Raw genomic sequence first — 13,566 nt, 5'->3', positions numbered from 1 at the left:
CGTCCGGCCGCCGCCGGTCTGCCGGGCGTGCCGGCGCCCCATAATCTACCCCCCGGGGGCGGGGGGGCCCCGGGCGGGGGGGGCCCGGGGGCGGGGGGGGGGCCCCCCCCCCCCCACTCCCCGGTCACAGGCGGAAGGGGTTCCCGCCCTGCGCGGCGATCACGTACCAGGCGGTCGCCCCGGTGTGGAGGGTGGAGTAGTAGAGGTCGCCCTCCCCCGTGTCCAGGCCGTCGTGCGAGGCGGCGACGATGCCCTTGCCGTCCGTGTTGGTCGCGCCGCTCTGCGCCTTCTGCAAGGTCGCCATCAGGGCCGCCGCCTTCGCGGCATCGCCGTCCGCACGGCGGACCTGGTAGGCGGCCAGCAGGTGGGCGGTGCCCTCGAACCAGACGCCGGTGGTGTCCTTACCGCTGAAGCTCACCCCGCTGTACGGGCCGTCGGTGGCCGCCATCCGCCCGGCCGCCCAGTCGATGGCGGGCGCGTAGGACGGGTCGAGGGTGGCCAGGTAGCTCCAGGTCTGCACATCCTCCGGCTCGACGTCGTCGTTGGTGGTCACCCCGTCCAGACCGGTGCCCGTCCACAGGTGGCCGTTGGCGGCCTGCACGGACTTCACGAACCGGAACGCGTTGGTGGAGCGCTGCGCCCAGCCCGCGTCGCCGGTGACGCCGGCGAGCATGGCGAAGAAAGCGCCGGTGTCGATGTTGTGCTCCGTGGCCTTCCAGGTGAGCGGGACCATCGTCTGACCGGTGCCGTCGTCGTTGCGCAGGCCGCCGGTGTAGCCGCCGGCACCGCGGGTGTCCGCGGCGTTGTTCTGGATCCAGTTGGCGGCCTTCAACGCCCCGTCCAGGAAACGCTGTTGGCCCGTCACCCGGTAGAGCCGGGTAAGCGCCATACCGGCCCAGGCCATGTTCCCGGTGTAGACGGAGAACCCGCCCACGTACGGCGCGCCGCTCGCGGTGACGAACGGGCTGGGCTCGTAGGAGGCGCGGATGCGGCCGTCTGGGGTGATGTCGTGGGCCTGGGCATACAGCAGGCTGTCGCCGAGTGCCGTGGCGTGGGCGACGTCGTCGGCTCCGCCGCGTTGCAGGAACGCGGTGATGACGAGCGCGTTGTCGTACGTGAAGGAGGCCTGGAAGCCGTCCGGGCCGAACAGCTTCGGGTCCTCGAAGTGCCCGCCCTGGTAGCTGCGGGGCACGCGCAGCGTGCCGGCGGTGCCGTGGGCGTCGAGGCGCTGGGCGAGGAAGGAGTAGGCCGCGTCCATGGAAGGCCCGGAGGGCTTCACCGGCGGCTGCTGGGACGGCAGGTGCACGCTGCCCGCGGGAGGGGGTCCCGGCGTGGTCGGCAGGTCGGCGTCCTCCTCACCGACCGGCACCAGTTTGAAGAGCTGGTTCTCGTCGTTGTGGTCGCACGGGGCGTTCCCGGGTGTCGCGACGCTGTTCGGCACGCTGGCGCCGGGCCACAGCGCGAGACAGTTCCCGCCCTTGATCTGGAGGTGGAAGTACCAGTGCCCGCCCTCCCAGTCCGACAACTGGAGTCCGACGTCGGCGGACTGGCCGAGGTACTCGTTGGGTGCGGCCAGGTTCCGGAACAGCCAGCCGCCGTCCGTCGTCTGGAGGAGTTCCCAGTCGGCCCGCGGGTCACCGGGCCGGGCGCCGACGAGCCGGCCGCTCGGCAGGTCATAGGCCATCGCCGTACCGTTGCCGTCGACCAGTTCGTCGTGCTCGTGCGGCCTGGGGTCGGAGCCTATGTCCCCGCCCCCGCCCCCGCCGCCGCTGCCGTAGTCGACCCAGCTCAGGTGCCCGGTGCTCCAGTCACGAACGCCGATCTTGGCACCCAGCATGGGGAGGGCGTCCTCCAGGCCGACGAACATGATGCCGCCCGTGCAGCTGGTCGCCATCGTCCTCCCCGGCGTCTTGCAGCTCCAGGTTCCACCCGTCGTGGCCGAGACGATGCCCAGGGCCGTGATGTTGGGCGGCGCCCCCGGAAGGCCCGGGCCGCCTCCCAACACAACGGGGCCTCCGCTGTCGCCCCTGCGGGCCGCGATGGACGAGTTGTCAGCGGCGGTGAACTGCTTGAGGGCCTTCCAGCCGTACATGTAGTGGTGCTCGACCTCGCCGCCCAGGTTGTCGACGCCCTTGGCGTAGTAATCGGTCACCTTGGTGGTGACCTGGATGTTGCAGATCTCGCCCGATCGCGAACCCTCGTTGCAGATCCAGTTCCCCGTGTGCGCGACCTGCGCGGCGCTCACCCATTTCTTGGTCTGCGAGATGCTGGACTGGTCGGCTGCGCCGCCCGTCCAGATCTGCTGGTTCATCGTGACGTTCGAAGACGGCGTGATGACGGCCGCGTCGAGGTAGACAGGCCCCCTCTCGTCCGGGCGGATAATCTGCGGTGAGATCCGGGTGCCGATCGCCGGCCCCTGCCCGCCCGTATCGTCGACGCCGTACCGGACATTGGTCTCGTTGTTCGGCAGGAAACAGTGGTCCGCGGTGAGCATGGCGTCCTCGCCGCGGTAGTTGATCGCGAAGGCCGTGCTGCAAAACGGTGCGATGATCTGCGCACCGCCGGCACCCGGATCGTTCCGGCGCGAGGGGTCCCCGAGGCTGATCGACTCCGTGCCGTTCGATTCGACCGTCACCGGAACGCTCACGGACGCCACCGCCCGCCGCAGCCGCTGTGCGTCGGCCTCGCCGCCCACCACGGTCGCGGTGAGGCCGCTCCCATCCTGCGGCATCGCCACGTCGGTGATCCGCACTCCGGCGGACTCGGCGAGGCGCGTCACCTCGCGCGAGGCGTCCTTCAGGTCCTGCGCGCTGTGCGGCGCCGGCTTGACATCGACAGGCACCGGGCTCTGCGCGACGACCGCCCGGACCTCGGGCGTCAGCTCGCCGTGCCAGTAGATCGTGAGGTGCTTCTTCTCGGGGGCGGCGACCACACCGGCGAAAGCCCGGCTGCCGATCTGACCCGACGCATGTTCCACGGCCGAAGCGGTCTCGTTCATCTTGCCCTGGATGTCCATCAGCTGATGCCAGGACAAGAAGGGTGCTGGACTCCCGAAGGAGTTCGCGACGGGGGCGATCCCGGGAGCCGCGAGCACTCCCACGACGGCGGTCGCGGTGGCGAAGGCCACGAGCGGCCTTCGCCACCTGCCCCCGCGGCGGGCCGGATCTTCGGCGTGGTGGACCAACTGGAACTCCCCGGTTTCGGAACTGCGGCGCCTCGGCGCCCTCTCACCTGTGCAAACGGGCGGGGGTGAACGCGCAGTTCAGAGCAGGGACGGGTCGGTCACCACGGCATAGCGCCAGCCCCGCCGCGGCCGCCGACTTGGCGGCCGCGGGAAGCCCGGGATGTGCGCGACCTTCCCTTCCGACCAGGTGAACCGTAACCGGAACGGCTGGGCCAGCACCTCGTCGAATCCGCTCGCGAAGTCCAAACCAGCAGCAGCCACCGCTCGGCCAGGCTCTCGAAGCCGTGCTGCCGACCGGTGGAGACCAGGCACTGCAGCCCGGGACGGTGCCGCACCAGCGCTCCTGCCGTGAATGCCGTCCACGGCACCCAGGACACCGCACGTCCTGCGTGAGCGGGCGATATCACCCAAACCGGGTTCACTGTCCAACTCTGGCGTTACCCTGCTTGGCCAACGCTCGACTCGCCAACTGAAGCGCTCAGTCACACCCGACCACATGAGGCAGGGCAAGATCCCGATCCCCCTATCAAAAGGAGACCCGCCATGACCAACATCCTCCAGCTGTGCGTCTACCGCCGTGGAAGCCAGCTCACCGCCCAGCTCGAACAGCTCGACGAGGACGGCGTCGGTCTGGGCTACCGCCTTGCCGGGCCCATGCTTCACAACATGGGTGAGCTGGTTCTGTCACAGCAGCTCACGGTTGAGGACGCCGACGGGATCCGCCGGATGCTCGACCGTTCCTTCCCGCCCGGGCCCGCCGCCGAGGAGAGTTCCACCGTCTCGGCCCCGTAGCCCCGGGACTACGCAATCGCGCACTCACGGGCAACCGGAGGGGGGTGCCCAGCAGGCTGGGTACCCCCTCCCCGCGCGGTCCACCGCCCCCGTCGACCGCCCCCCGCGGACCGGCCGTCGGCCACCGTTCTGCAGCTGCGCCGCCCCGCTCGGTGACCCGCCACCTCCCCGCACGACCCGGTATACGAAGGAGAAGGGCAGCCGTGGAGACCACCACCACCGCCGCCACCGCCGAGCAGGACGTGCCGGCCGGGCTGCGCGCCCAGGCCGAGACGCCCGTCCCGGCGCAGCCGCCCGGCACCGCCGTGAACCCGCTGCCGCTGCACTGGTTCCAGAAGGACGCGGTCGCGGCGGCGGTGCGTGAGGTGAAGGACGGGGCCGGGCGACGGTGGTCGCGGCAACCGGCTCGGGCAAGACGCTGATTGCCGCCGGCTGCGCCCGACGTCTGGCGGCGAAGGGCCGGGTGCTGGTGCTGGTGCCGACGATCGAGCTGCTGGAGCAGACAGCGTAGTCCTGGTCGCTCAAGGGAGGGCGCCGGGGCGTGGCAGTGGCGGCATGTTCGCGGGAGGAAGCGCTGGAGAGCGCGGAGGCGGGCGGGCGGATCGACGCCGCGGTGACGACCGCCCCGGCCGCGCTGACGGACCTGGTCAACGGTGCGCCGGACGACCACCCGGTCACCGTGTACGCGACCTACGCCTCGCTGGAGCGGATCGTCGAGGCCCACTACCACTGGGGCCTGGCGCAGTGGGACCTGGTGGTCATCGACGAGGCCCACCGCACCGCCGGCTCCGAGGGTAAGGCCTGGGCCGCCGTCCACGACGACGACCGGGTTCCGGCGAAGCGCCGCCTGTACTTCACCGCCACGCCCAGGATCGCGGACGACCGGCGCGCGAAGGACGGCCTGGCCGACCTTGCCGACGCCGACAGCGAGGGCGCGGAGAAGCTGCCCGCGCTCTGCTCCATGGACTCGGAGGAGATCTACGGCAAGGTCTGTGTCACCTGGACGCTCGGCCAGGGCATCGAGCACGGCTACCTCGCCGACTACCGCGTGCTCGTGCCGGTGGTGACGGACGAGGACCTGCGCGAGCTGCTCCGCCTCCCGGCCGTCGCGGACCTGCGCTCCCAGCGCAGCAACGAGGAACTGCTGCGCCTGGCCTCGCAGATCGCGGTGCTGCGCGCCATCGCCGACCTCGGGCTCCGACGGGTCATCACCTTCCACTCCCGGGTGTCCGCAGCGCGCGAGTTCGCGAACACCCTGCTGGAGACCTCGGAGCTGCTGGAGGACGCGGAGCGCCCGGAGCGGATCTGGGCGAAGGCGGTGGCCGGCACCGACCGGCTCAAGGACCGCCGGGCCGCGTTCGCCGACTTCAAGGCCCCACACCGGTGAGGACGGCGAGGAGTGCGGCATCCTCGCCAACGCCCGGCTCCTGTCCGAGGGCATCGACGTTCGGGCCGTCGATGCCATCTGCTTCGCGGACCCGAAGTCGTCGGTCATCGACATCGTCCAGGCCGTCGGGAGGGCGCTGCGCCAGTCCTACCGCGAGGGCAAGGTGTCCTGGGTCATCATCCCGGTGTACCTGCCGACGCCGGAAGTCGGCGACGACACCGCCACCGCGCACCCGGCCGAGGTCCACGACGCCGGCGAGGCCGTGAAGGCGGAGGCCGACACCGAGATCGAGGCCAGTTCCTTCCGTACGATCTGGCGGGTCCTGCGCGCCCTGGCCGCGCACGACGCCCGGGTGGTCGGCCGGATCACCGAGCTGCGCGCCCACCGCTCCCAGGGCACCGCGCACACCACCGCGGCCAAGGCCTCCGAGGGCGAGGCCAGGGAGGGCGAGCAGCAGCCGGCGCCGGTGGAGTCGCCGATCGAGTGGCTGCGGATCAACGCGAAGCAGCACGCCGCGCGGATCCTCCAGACCGTCAAGCTCCGCGCGTTCAACCCGCGGGCCGTGGAGTGGCAGCGGATGCACGCCGTCGCGGCGGTCTTCCACCTCCAGCACGGCCACCTCGACCCCACTGACAAGACGAAGCACGCGGACCTGATCTCCTGGCTCACCCGCCAGCGCCACCTCAACGGCCAGGGCCTGCTCGACCCCGCCCGGGTCAGCGAGCTGGACGCGCTCGGCATGATCTGGTCGAAGAACGCCAACGCCTGGGAGCGCGGGGCGGCCTATGCCGCCGCGTTCCACCGCCAGCACGGTCACCTGGCGATCCCGGCGGCGGCGAAGCTGGACGACTACGCGGTGGGTGCGTGGATGCGCCGCCAGCGCAAGGCCGACAACCTCACCACCGACCAGGCCGCGAAGCTCGACGGCCTGGACGAGCTGTGGCGCCTGGAGCCGGACTGGAACCGCTCCTACCGCCGCCTGCTCGCCTACCTCGCCGCCGGCGGAACCCTGGACGGCCCGGCGAACCGCACCGGCCTCGCCGACGACCCCACGTTCCGCCCCGGCGCCTGGCTGCGCAAGCAGGCGGGGGCCCGCACCGAGGGAAAGCTGACCGACCAGCAGACCGCGCTCCTGGACGCCCTCGACCGGCACGCCGAGACCGTCGCCGGCTAACCCGCCCCGTACACCTCGCCGCCCCGCTCCCGACTCCTGGAGGCACCACACGATGACCGACACCACCCCGGAGCCCACCGCGGACGAAGACCTCGACGAGCGGTTCCCGCTGGCGCTGTACCGCCACGACAACGGCGAGCTCATGATGCCGACCACCCACGTCACCGCCTGCTGCGCCACGTCGCGGAGACCGTGCGGCTGTGGCGGGTCCGAGGCCAGGTGCCGCTGGACCTGATGACCACGGATCTACGACGCCCTGGTGCACTACGCCGCCGACCTCGACACCGCCATCGCCGACGCGCACGGGCAGTGCGACCCGACGGACCGGACCCGGGCCGACGAGGTCGCGCGCTACCTGGACGAGGTGGCTGGCGCCTATCTCGCGGCCGGCTGACCCGTCCCGCATGCTCCGCCGTCCCGGCCCACCCCGGCCGGGACGGCACCCGTTCCGAGGAGAGGCACCACAGGATGACCGACACCACGCCGACCCGCACGCTGCCCACCCCGTTGCCGGGCGCGACCGGACCCGGCGCCCAGCGCTCCCCGGCCGCCACCAGCACGCCCGGGACTCCCCAGCGGGGACCGGTGATGTCGAGTCCGTCCTTGACCAGGTGGCGGCAGGCTCCCTCGATCACGCCGGTAGGAACGGGGAGCCCGTAAAGCTCGGCACCGGGCGGGTCGGCGCGGACGGCGGCGAGCCCGGTCGGTCGAGTCGGCGCAACGCCAACGTGGAACCACTGACCACCAGTGCGACCACCAGTGCCAGCAGGAGAGCACCGAGCAGAACAGTTCCGATCCGTACCGTCCCGATGTGCTTCTCGGTGCTCATTGCAACCCCGCAAGTACCATCCGCATTGCCTCCGCAGCGCCGGCCAGCGTCAGATCATCGGTGGACGGCCCGGCCCTGTAGCTCACTATGACGACATCCCCGCCCTGCAGTGCCGAGACGATCACGTAGGGGTAGGTCTGATCGGAATGGACCTCCGCGTACGCGAAGTGCCCGAACCCGGCCAGGTCCACGGTGTGGCCGAGGCTGTCACCGGGGCCCAGAGCGAGCTTCTTCTGCGAGCTGAACGAGGCCATCGCCTCGTCGGCGGAGGTACGGAAGGCCGTGGGCGCGCTGCGATCCACAAACACGGCCAGGGAGGCCGTGTTCCCGGTCGCACCGATGTCGGACTTCCACTCACATCTCGTCCGCAGGCCTGGCTCATTGGACGTGAGGCCTACGACCGCGGCGGGCACGAGCCGTACCAGCAGCGCTGCCGGCACCAGGGCACAGGCGCTGGGCGGCCGCTCCGGCGCGGATGGTCGGCCCACTACCTGGAAGGCCAGCACCGCAGCGGCCGCGTACACCACCAGGGCGATCGGTGGTGACACCCCGCGCGTCCAGGTCCGAGGAGATACTGACATGCCGTCATGCTATGCACTTCAGCGAGTCACCCCAAGAGTTCGGTCAGCCATCAAAGGAGCGGAACGCGACGTTCAACTCGCAATACGTGACCAAGCGTTGATCTGAATCCTGTGACCTTCACCTCGTAGCGTAGAGGCCGTGACTTCAGGGGAATTTGGGAGTCATGGCAGAGAAGGGGCGGAAGTTCGACGCGGAGTTCCGCGCGGGGGTGTGCGGATCGGGAGGTCTGGCGGCCGAGGCCGCGCGGGAGCTAGGGATCAGCCGCGGCCAGACCGGGCCACCAGACAGGGCAAGAGCCCGAGTGCGATTTTGTTCCCGGCTGATCCTGCCGTGCCGACTGATCCGTGGGCGTTCCAGGAAGAGTGCGCTGCCGCGTTCGAGATGACATGGACGGTGCGGGGCCTCACCCCTACCACGATCCGGACCGCCTCAACCGGACCCGGCATACCTCCGAGGGTTCACCGCTGGTCGGGGCGCCGCCCACTGCGGTGCGTCTGGAAGAGTTCTTCGCGTTCGCCCGCGGCATCACGATGCGGACGCTTTACCAGGACTCCACCCGCAACCAGTCGACCCACTGAGGAACCCCGATGATTACCTGGCGCCGGCTCGGCGAACCCGACTTCCCGCAACTGAGGCAGTGGCTGGCACAGCCGCATGTCGCCCGCTGGTGGAACCACGAGAGCTCCCCGGAGGCTGTCGAGCGCGACTTCGGCCCCGCAGCCGGGGGGCTGGAGCCGTCTGAGGACTTGCTCGTCATGCTCGACGGCGAACCGATCGGCCTCGTGCAGCGCTGCCGCCTCGCCGATTACCCCGACTACCTGGCCGAGTTGGCGGCCGAAGTCGACGTGCCAGACGGGGCGGTGACAATGGACTACCTGATCGGCGATCCCCGCCTGGCTGGTCAGGGACACGGCCCACGCATGATCCATGCGGTCATCGAGGCGACCTGGACCGACCATCCCAACGTCACCGCGATTATCGTCCCAGTGCACGTCGCTAACCGACCATCCTGGCGGGCGCTGGAGAAGGCGGGCCTGCACCGTGTCGCCGAAGCCTCGCTGGAGCCTGACAACCCCATCGACGACCGTGCCCACTACATCTACCGAATAGACCGTCCAGCCCGCTCGGCCACCGTTCAGTGAGAAGCGATTCCCAAACCGGGGGACATGGCTGCCACTCGAACTTCCGCGCGCATCAGGCTCGTTCGGGTGATCAGGTCGCGGCCGGCGCATAGAAGAAGGGCCTCTTGCCCAGTTCGGTGATGTCGAGTCAACGAACAACCAGGAGGCCCTCGTGCTCCACTCTGGCGTGCCCGCTGCGCCCGCGTCCAGCTCCGGCATGTCGTGCGATTGCCTCGCACACCGGCTCGGAAACGCCGCCGACCAGCCCGACCGGACCCGCCGCTACGGCTCCGACCTCACCGACACGGAGTGGGCAATCCTGCGGCCGCTGCTGCCGGTACCGGCCTGGATGAACGGGCAAGGGGGCCACCCTGAGGGCTTCTGCCACCGGCAGATGATCGACCAATGCCACGAAGTTAAGCGCTCGGCGGCGGTGTCAAGGGTGGGCGCGATGCGCGAGGGGCCTCTGCTATCCAGGGGATCGACCAAGATCTTCCTGAGAAAGCAGAGGCCCAGTGGCCCACTCTGTCACGGACGGAACCGGTGACGTGTTCGCGCCCGGTCACATCGGCGAGTTAACCCAGGTCATCCCACCCGAGTTGGTGGATGCGGTACTGGACGAGACCGGGGCGCGTGAGCGACGACTTCGGAGCCTCCCCTCGCGCGTCGGGGTGTACTTCGTGCTCGCACTCGGACTGTTCGAGCATCTGGGCACTGGACTGGTGTGGAGCAAACTCGCGGCCGGACTGGCTGCTCGGGTGCCGCAGCCCTCGGAGAAGGCACTTCGCGATCTGCGTCGGCGGGTCGGGGTGGCCCCGCTCAAGCGACTGTTCGACGTGCTGGCCGGCCCGCTGACCCAGCCGTCCACGCCCGGAGTGCGCTACCGCAGGTGGCGCACGGTCGCCTTCGACGGCTGCGGGAGCCTGTCCGTCCCCGACCACGAGCGCAACCGGTCATGGCTCGGCCGCACCGAACGCCGCTACGGCCCGGCAGGCTACCCCCGGCTGATGCTCATGACCCTGTGCGAAACAGGCACCCGCGGCCTGATCGCAGCGGTCTTCGGGCCCGCCTCCAAGGGCGAGACTGACTACGCCCACGACCTGGTCGGCCACCTGACCTCGGACATGCTCCTCCTGGCGGACCGCGCCTTCGACAGCAACGAGCTGCTCGCAGACATCGCAGCCCAGGGGGCGCAGTTCTTGATTCGCGCCACCAGCACCCGACGACCGCCGGTGCTGGCACTGCTGCCCGACGGCTCCTACCTGACCCGGATCGGGGGCCTCTCACTGCGGGTGATCGAGGCCGAGATCCGCTCCCGCACCGCCGACGGAGGCGACTTCGGCGGGACCTACCGCCTGCTGACCACGCTCCACGACCACCGCACCGATTCAGCCGACCACCTGGTGCGTCTCTACCACGAGCGGTGGGAGATCGAGATCACCTACCTGGCACTCCGTCACACCCTGCTCAAAGGCCGAGTCCTACGTTCGAAGGACCCTGTGGGCCTCAACCAGGAGATGTGGGGACTGCTCACCCTCTACCAGGCCCTGCGCTCGGTGATGGCGACCGCCGTGGAGACAGTGCCCGCCTGCGATCCCGACCGGGCCGGCTTCACCGTCGCACTGGAGGCCGCCCGTGACACGGTCGTCAACCTGGCCGGAACGACTGCGGCCTCAGGGCCGGGCAGCCGCTCCGACCTGGTCGGACACATCGGCGCCCGTGTCCTGCACGCGCTGCTTCCCGGGCGCCGGATGCGGTTGTCCGCCCGCATCGTCAAGTGCGGAACCTCCCGCTACAACATCTGGAACCGAGACGGTCGTCCTCGCGGCAGCACACCGATCACCGTCATCGAGATCACCGTGCACCCACCGGCTCTGCCCAGCGCGCAGGACCCTGGCCAGGCCCTCTCCGGCCGCTGGGGCCAGGTCTGCCAGCTCTGGGCTGCGAACTCCAACCAGGCCATGCACACCCGGGACATCGCGCGGCATCTCGGGCTCGCCAACTCTGGGCGCCCCCTCAGCAGCCTCACCGCACAACTCTGCTATTGGGCCCGCAACGGCCGGCTCATACGCACCGCTCCGAACACCTACAAGATCACCCTCCCCGACGCCTTGACACCACCACCGAATCCTTAACTTCGTGGCATTGGATGATCGACGCGGTGCGCTACCTGGTCGCCGAGGGCGTGCGCTGGGCGAGCCTGCCCGCCGACTTCCCCAAGTGGCGGGCCGTCTACTGGTTCTTCCGCCGCTGGCGCGATAACGACTTCATCAAGGAGCTCTACGGCCGACTGCGCAAGCGTCTGCGCGAGCTGGCCGGGAAGAAGGAGGAGCCCTCGGCCGCGATCATCGACTCGCAGTCGGTGAAGGCCGACGCCACGGTCGGCGCGGCCACCCGCGGCTACGACGCCGGGAAGAAGATCAACGGGCGCAAGCGGCACATCGCGGTGGACACCCTGGGCCTGCTGCTGGTGGTGATGGTCACCGCCGCCTCGGTCAAGGACAACGACGCCGGGCGCGACCTGCTGGAACAACTGTGCGCCGAGCGCCACCGCATCGCCCTGGTCTGGGCCGACTGCGGCTACACCGGATGGCTCGTCGCCTTCGCCCACGCCGTCCTGGCCCTCGCCCTGACCGTCGTCAAACGCAGCGACGACGCCAAAGGGTTCGTGGTGCTGCCCCGCAGGTGGATCGTGGAACGGTCCTTCTCCTGGCTGATCCGGGCCCGGCGCCTGGCCCGCGACTACGAGACCCGCATCGACAGCGCCGAGGCGATGGCCTGGTGGGCCGCGAGTATCCCGGCCACCCGCCGACTGGCCCGCTCGGGCCGACCCTCCCCGCGCCGCGTCAAGCGGTCCGCGGCCTGAACAGCCCCGGCCGCGCCTCGGTCAACCAGCCCCGTTCCACCAGCCGCTTCGCCCTGAACCGGGCCGCCTGCTCCTTCGCATCACTCGCCGACCAGCCCAGATGCTCGCGCATCGCCCGCGCCCGCACCCCCTCCCCGCCGCCGGCCGCATCGCGCTCGACCAGGGCCACGATCCGCGCGCACTCGGGCGACAGCACCTCCACCCCCCAACCCCTCACGCCACGAAGGGACTTCGCCCCGCGGCCCGGCCACGCCCGCGACCGGCCCCACCACCGGTCCACCGGCCGACGCCCCAGGCCTCGCGGCCTCATCGGCCAACTCGGCCAGGGCCGCCACCGTCTCCTCCCGGGCGATCACCGCGCGCCGCGCGGCCTCATCCGCCTCCGCCACGGCGGCCTGGACCCGCTCCAACTCGGCGCGCAGTTCCTCCGCCCTGGCCAGCGCCACCCGCTCACGCCGCTCCAGCACCCCCAGCACCGACGGCATCCGCCACCTCCGACCATGCCCCCGCACCAACACGACGGTCCGAGCATGCCTACCGAGCGACGGCCACGCACCTCACCTGCGAAAACGTGACCCTACCTTCGGTTTGGGAATCGCTTCTCACGTCACATGCATGTGAAGTCGGGCCGTCCCGTCTCAGTGAGGGATGGACTCATGGTCCATTTTGGGGGCACCACAATCACCAAAATGAACCATGAGTCCATCCCGGATTCCGCCCCTCGCTCTCCCCGCCCGGCCGGTGGCGGCACGTGCCCTGCCGGGAAGCCGGGACCGGGCGGCAACCCTGTGATCCACGCGGACCTGACCATGCAAATGGCTGGGCGCGGCGCGCTCCGCTACCGCACCCTGGCCAGCGCCAAGGGTTGCGCTGGACCAGCCCCTGCCGCCTGCCCTGCGCCGCCGGATCCGTCGTCAGGGCCGTGGCCGGCCCCGCCGTCGGCCCGTCGCCGCACCGGTCACGCCGAAGACGGCGTGACACTGGGCAGTTGCCCCTCGCCAGCTGGCTGATGCCCGTGCCTGGCGCCGAGCGGCCGGTGCAGCGTTGCCCGCAGCAGCAAGCCATGCAGCAAGGGTGACCTTGCTATCCCGCTGCTCGGCGCGGGCCACTGGGCAGCAGGGTGCAGCAAGGTCACCCTTGCTACACCCGTTGTTGCCGCTGCTTCCGTGTAGCAAGGCGATCCTTGCTGCACGCCGGGGCTGCGACTGCGACGGCCCGCGCGGGTGAACGGAGTGCGACTGCGACCGGCCGCTGGCTGCGCAATCGCCGACCGGGCTGCGACGGTGCGACCGGCGTCGCAGCCGCCCGGCCCCGGGCGCGCAAGGACCGGTGAGTTCGCCGCACACCGGGTGCGACGCAAACTCCCCACCGCAGGTCACGACAGGTGCGAACGGGATCGCACCCGCCCCGTCGCAGGCCTCGGGCATGGCCCGGCGGCCCTGCCGCCGACGCCGCCGGCAGGGCCGGTTGTTGCAGCAACGATCGGGCCCGCTGCGCATGCGCAACGGCCGGTTGCAGCATCGGATGCGCATGCGAAAGGACGGTTGCGCAGCGCTGCGCAACCGGTGATGCGCGCTGCTGCGACGGGCCGCCGCTGCCCGCCGGGGCGCGGCGTTTCACCCCGGGGCGAA

At 70.7% G+C, this 13,566-nt stretch carries 14 protein-coding genes and 1 pseudogene; 11 read left to right on the top strand and 4 right to left on the bottom strand.

Annotated features, from left to right (window positions below):
* Nucleotides 1–124 precede the first annotated feature (124 nt).
* On the bottom strand, nucleotides 125–3,034 hold the full coding sequence (locus tag ACZ51D_RS40565; protein WP_465665302.1) for a trypsin-like serine protease: 2,910 nt from the start codon (nucleotides 3,032–3,034) through the stop codon (nucleotides 125–127).
* A gap of 693 nt (nucleotides 3,035–3,727) precedes the next feature.
* On the opposite strand from ACZ51D_RS40565, the gene ACZ51D_RS40560 reads away from it, so the two are divergent.
* The 8 genes and pseudogenes from ACZ51D_RS40560 (at nucleotide 3,728) to ACZ51D_RS40525 (ending at nucleotide 6,931) form a co-directional block, all read left to right on the top strand.
* On the top strand, nucleotides 3,728–3,976 hold the full coding sequence (locus ACZ51D_RS40560; RefSeq protein ID WP_465665300.1) for a hypothetical protein: 249 nt from the start codon (nucleotides 3,728–3,730) through the stop codon (nucleotides 3,974–3,976).
* 203 nt (nucleotides 3,977–4,179) lie between these two features.
* Nucleotides 4,180–4,398 (top strand): hypothetical protein, encoded by a 219-nt coding sequence (locus ACZ51D_RS40555; protein ID WP_465665299.1) that lies wholly within the window; start codon nucleotides 4,180–4,182, stop codon nucleotides 4,396–4,398.
* Entirely contained in the window at nucleotides 4,365–4,487 is a 123-nt protein-coding gene (locus ACZ51D_RS40550) for a DEAD/DEAH box helicase family protein (protein ID WP_465665297.1), read from the top strand. The genes ACZ51D_RS40555 and ACZ51D_RS40550 overlap by 34 nt, the downstream gene beginning before the upstream one ends.
* Nucleotides 4,488–4,517: 30 nt before the next feature.
* Nucleotides 4,518–5,363 (top strand): DEAD/DEAH box helicase family protein, encoded by an 846-nt coding sequence (locus tag ACZ51D_RS40545; protein WP_465665295.1) that lies wholly within the window; start codon nucleotides 4,518–4,520, stop codon nucleotides 5,361–5,363.
* A gap of 19 nt (nucleotides 5,364–5,382) precedes the next feature.
* Nucleotides 5,383–5,493: pseudogene (locus ACZ51D_RS40540) on the top strand (hypothetical protein); the annotation flags it as partial.
* A gap of 33 nt (nucleotides 5,494–5,526) precedes the next feature.
* Complete coding sequence (locus tag ACZ51D_RS40535; RefSeq protein WP_465625845.1) at nucleotides 5,527–6,537, top strand: helicase associated domain-containing protein; 1,011 nt, start codon at nucleotides 5,527–5,529, stop codon at nucleotides 6,535–6,537.
* A 52-nt stretch (nucleotides 6,538–6,589) separates the two neighbouring features.
* Nucleotides 6,590–6,772 carry a hypothetical protein gene (locus ACZ51D_RS40530; RefSeq protein WP_465625905.1) on the top strand — a complete coding sequence of 61 codons (183 nt, stop codon included), beginning with the start codon at nucleotides 6,590–6,592 and terminating at the stop codon, nucleotides 6,770–6,772.
* Between the two features lie 24 nt (nucleotides 6,773–6,796).
* Nucleotides 6,797–6,931 carry a hypothetical protein gene (locus ACZ51D_RS40525; RefSeq protein WP_465625907.1) on the top strand — a complete coding sequence of 45 codons (135 nt, stop codon included), beginning with the start codon at nucleotides 6,797–6,799 and terminating at the stop codon, nucleotides 6,929–6,931.
* A gap of 237 nt (nucleotides 6,932–7,168) precedes the next feature.
* On the opposite strand, the gene ACZ51D_RS40520 is transcribed toward ACZ51D_RS40525, so the two are convergent.
* Nucleotides 7,169–7,366 carry a hypothetical protein gene (locus ACZ51D_RS40520; RefSeq protein ID WP_465625909.1) on the bottom strand — a complete coding sequence of 66 codons (198 nt, stop codon included), beginning with the start codon at nucleotides 7,364–7,366 and terminating at the stop codon, nucleotides 7,169–7,171.
* Entirely contained in the window at nucleotides 7,363–7,914 is a 552-nt protein-coding gene (locus ACZ51D_RS40515) for a hypothetical protein (RefSeq protein WP_465625847.1), read from the bottom strand. Before ACZ51D_RS40515 ends, ACZ51D_RS40520 begins: the two co-directional genes overlap by 4 nt.
* A 621-nt stretch (nucleotides 7,915–8,535) precedes the next feature.
* On the opposite strand from ACZ51D_RS40515, the gene ACZ51D_RS40510 reads away from it, so the two are divergent.
* The 3 genes from ACZ51D_RS40510 to ACZ51D_RS40500 all read left to right on the top strand — a co-directional run bounded on the left by ACZ51D_RS40510 (nucleotide 8,536) and on the right by ACZ51D_RS40500 (nucleotide 11,935).
* On the top strand, nucleotides 8,536–9,090 hold the full coding sequence (locus ACZ51D_RS40510; RefSeq protein WP_465625849.1) for a GNAT family N-acetyltransferase: 555 nt from the start codon (nucleotides 8,536–8,538) through the stop codon (nucleotides 9,088–9,090).
* Nucleotides 9,091–9,584: 494 nt separating this feature from the next.
* The gene (locus tag ACZ51D_RS40505; RefSeq protein WP_465665293.1) at nucleotides 9,585–11,204 is read left to right on the top strand and encodes an IS4 family transposase; all 1,620 of its coding nucleotides are present in this window, start codon (nucleotides 9,585–9,587) and stop codon (nucleotides 11,202–11,204) included.
* Entirely contained in the window at nucleotides 11,114–11,935 is an 822-nt protein-coding gene (locus ACZ51D_RS40500) for an IS5 family transposase (RefSeq protein WP_465665291.1), read from the top strand. Before ACZ51D_RS40505 ends, ACZ51D_RS40500 begins: the two co-directional genes overlap by 91 nt.
* Here ACZ51D_RS40500 and ACZ51D_RS40495 read toward each other — a convergent pair.
* On the bottom strand, nucleotides 11,916–12,137 hold the full coding sequence (locus ACZ51D_RS40495) for a hypothetical protein (RefSeq protein ID WP_465625855.1): 222 nt from the start codon (nucleotides 12,135–12,137) through the stop codon (nucleotides 11,916–11,918). The genes ACZ51D_RS40500 and ACZ51D_RS40495 overlap by 20 nt on opposite strands.
* Nucleotides 12,138–13,566: the final 1,429 nt, after the last annotated feature.

The sequence above is a fragment of the Kitasatospora sp. NPDC033851 genome, assembly GCF_055576085.1.
The sequence above is the reverse complement of the archived record's forward strand: the minus strand, read 5'-3'. Positions and strand labels throughout refer to the sequence as shown.

What these genes read in the sequence shown, in the direction of transcription:
- ACZ51D_RS40520 (WP_465625909.1), bottom strand. Translation starts at nt 7,366, where the DNA reads ATGAGCACCGAGAAGCACATCGGGACGGTACGGATCGGAACTGTTCTG.
- ACZ51D_RS40510 (WP_465625849.1), top strand. Translation starts at nt 8,536, where the DNA reads ATGATTACCTGGCGCCGGCTCGGCGAACCCGACTTCCCGCAACTGAGG.
- ACZ51D_RS40560 (WP_465665300.1), top strand. Translation starts at nt 3,728, where the DNA reads ATGACCAACATCCTCCAGCTGTGCGTCTACCGCCGTGGAAGCCAGCTC.
- ACZ51D_RS40530 (WP_465625905.1), top strand. Translation starts at nt 6,590, where the DNA reads ATGACCGACACCACCCCGGAGCCCACCGCGGACGAAGACCTCGACGAG.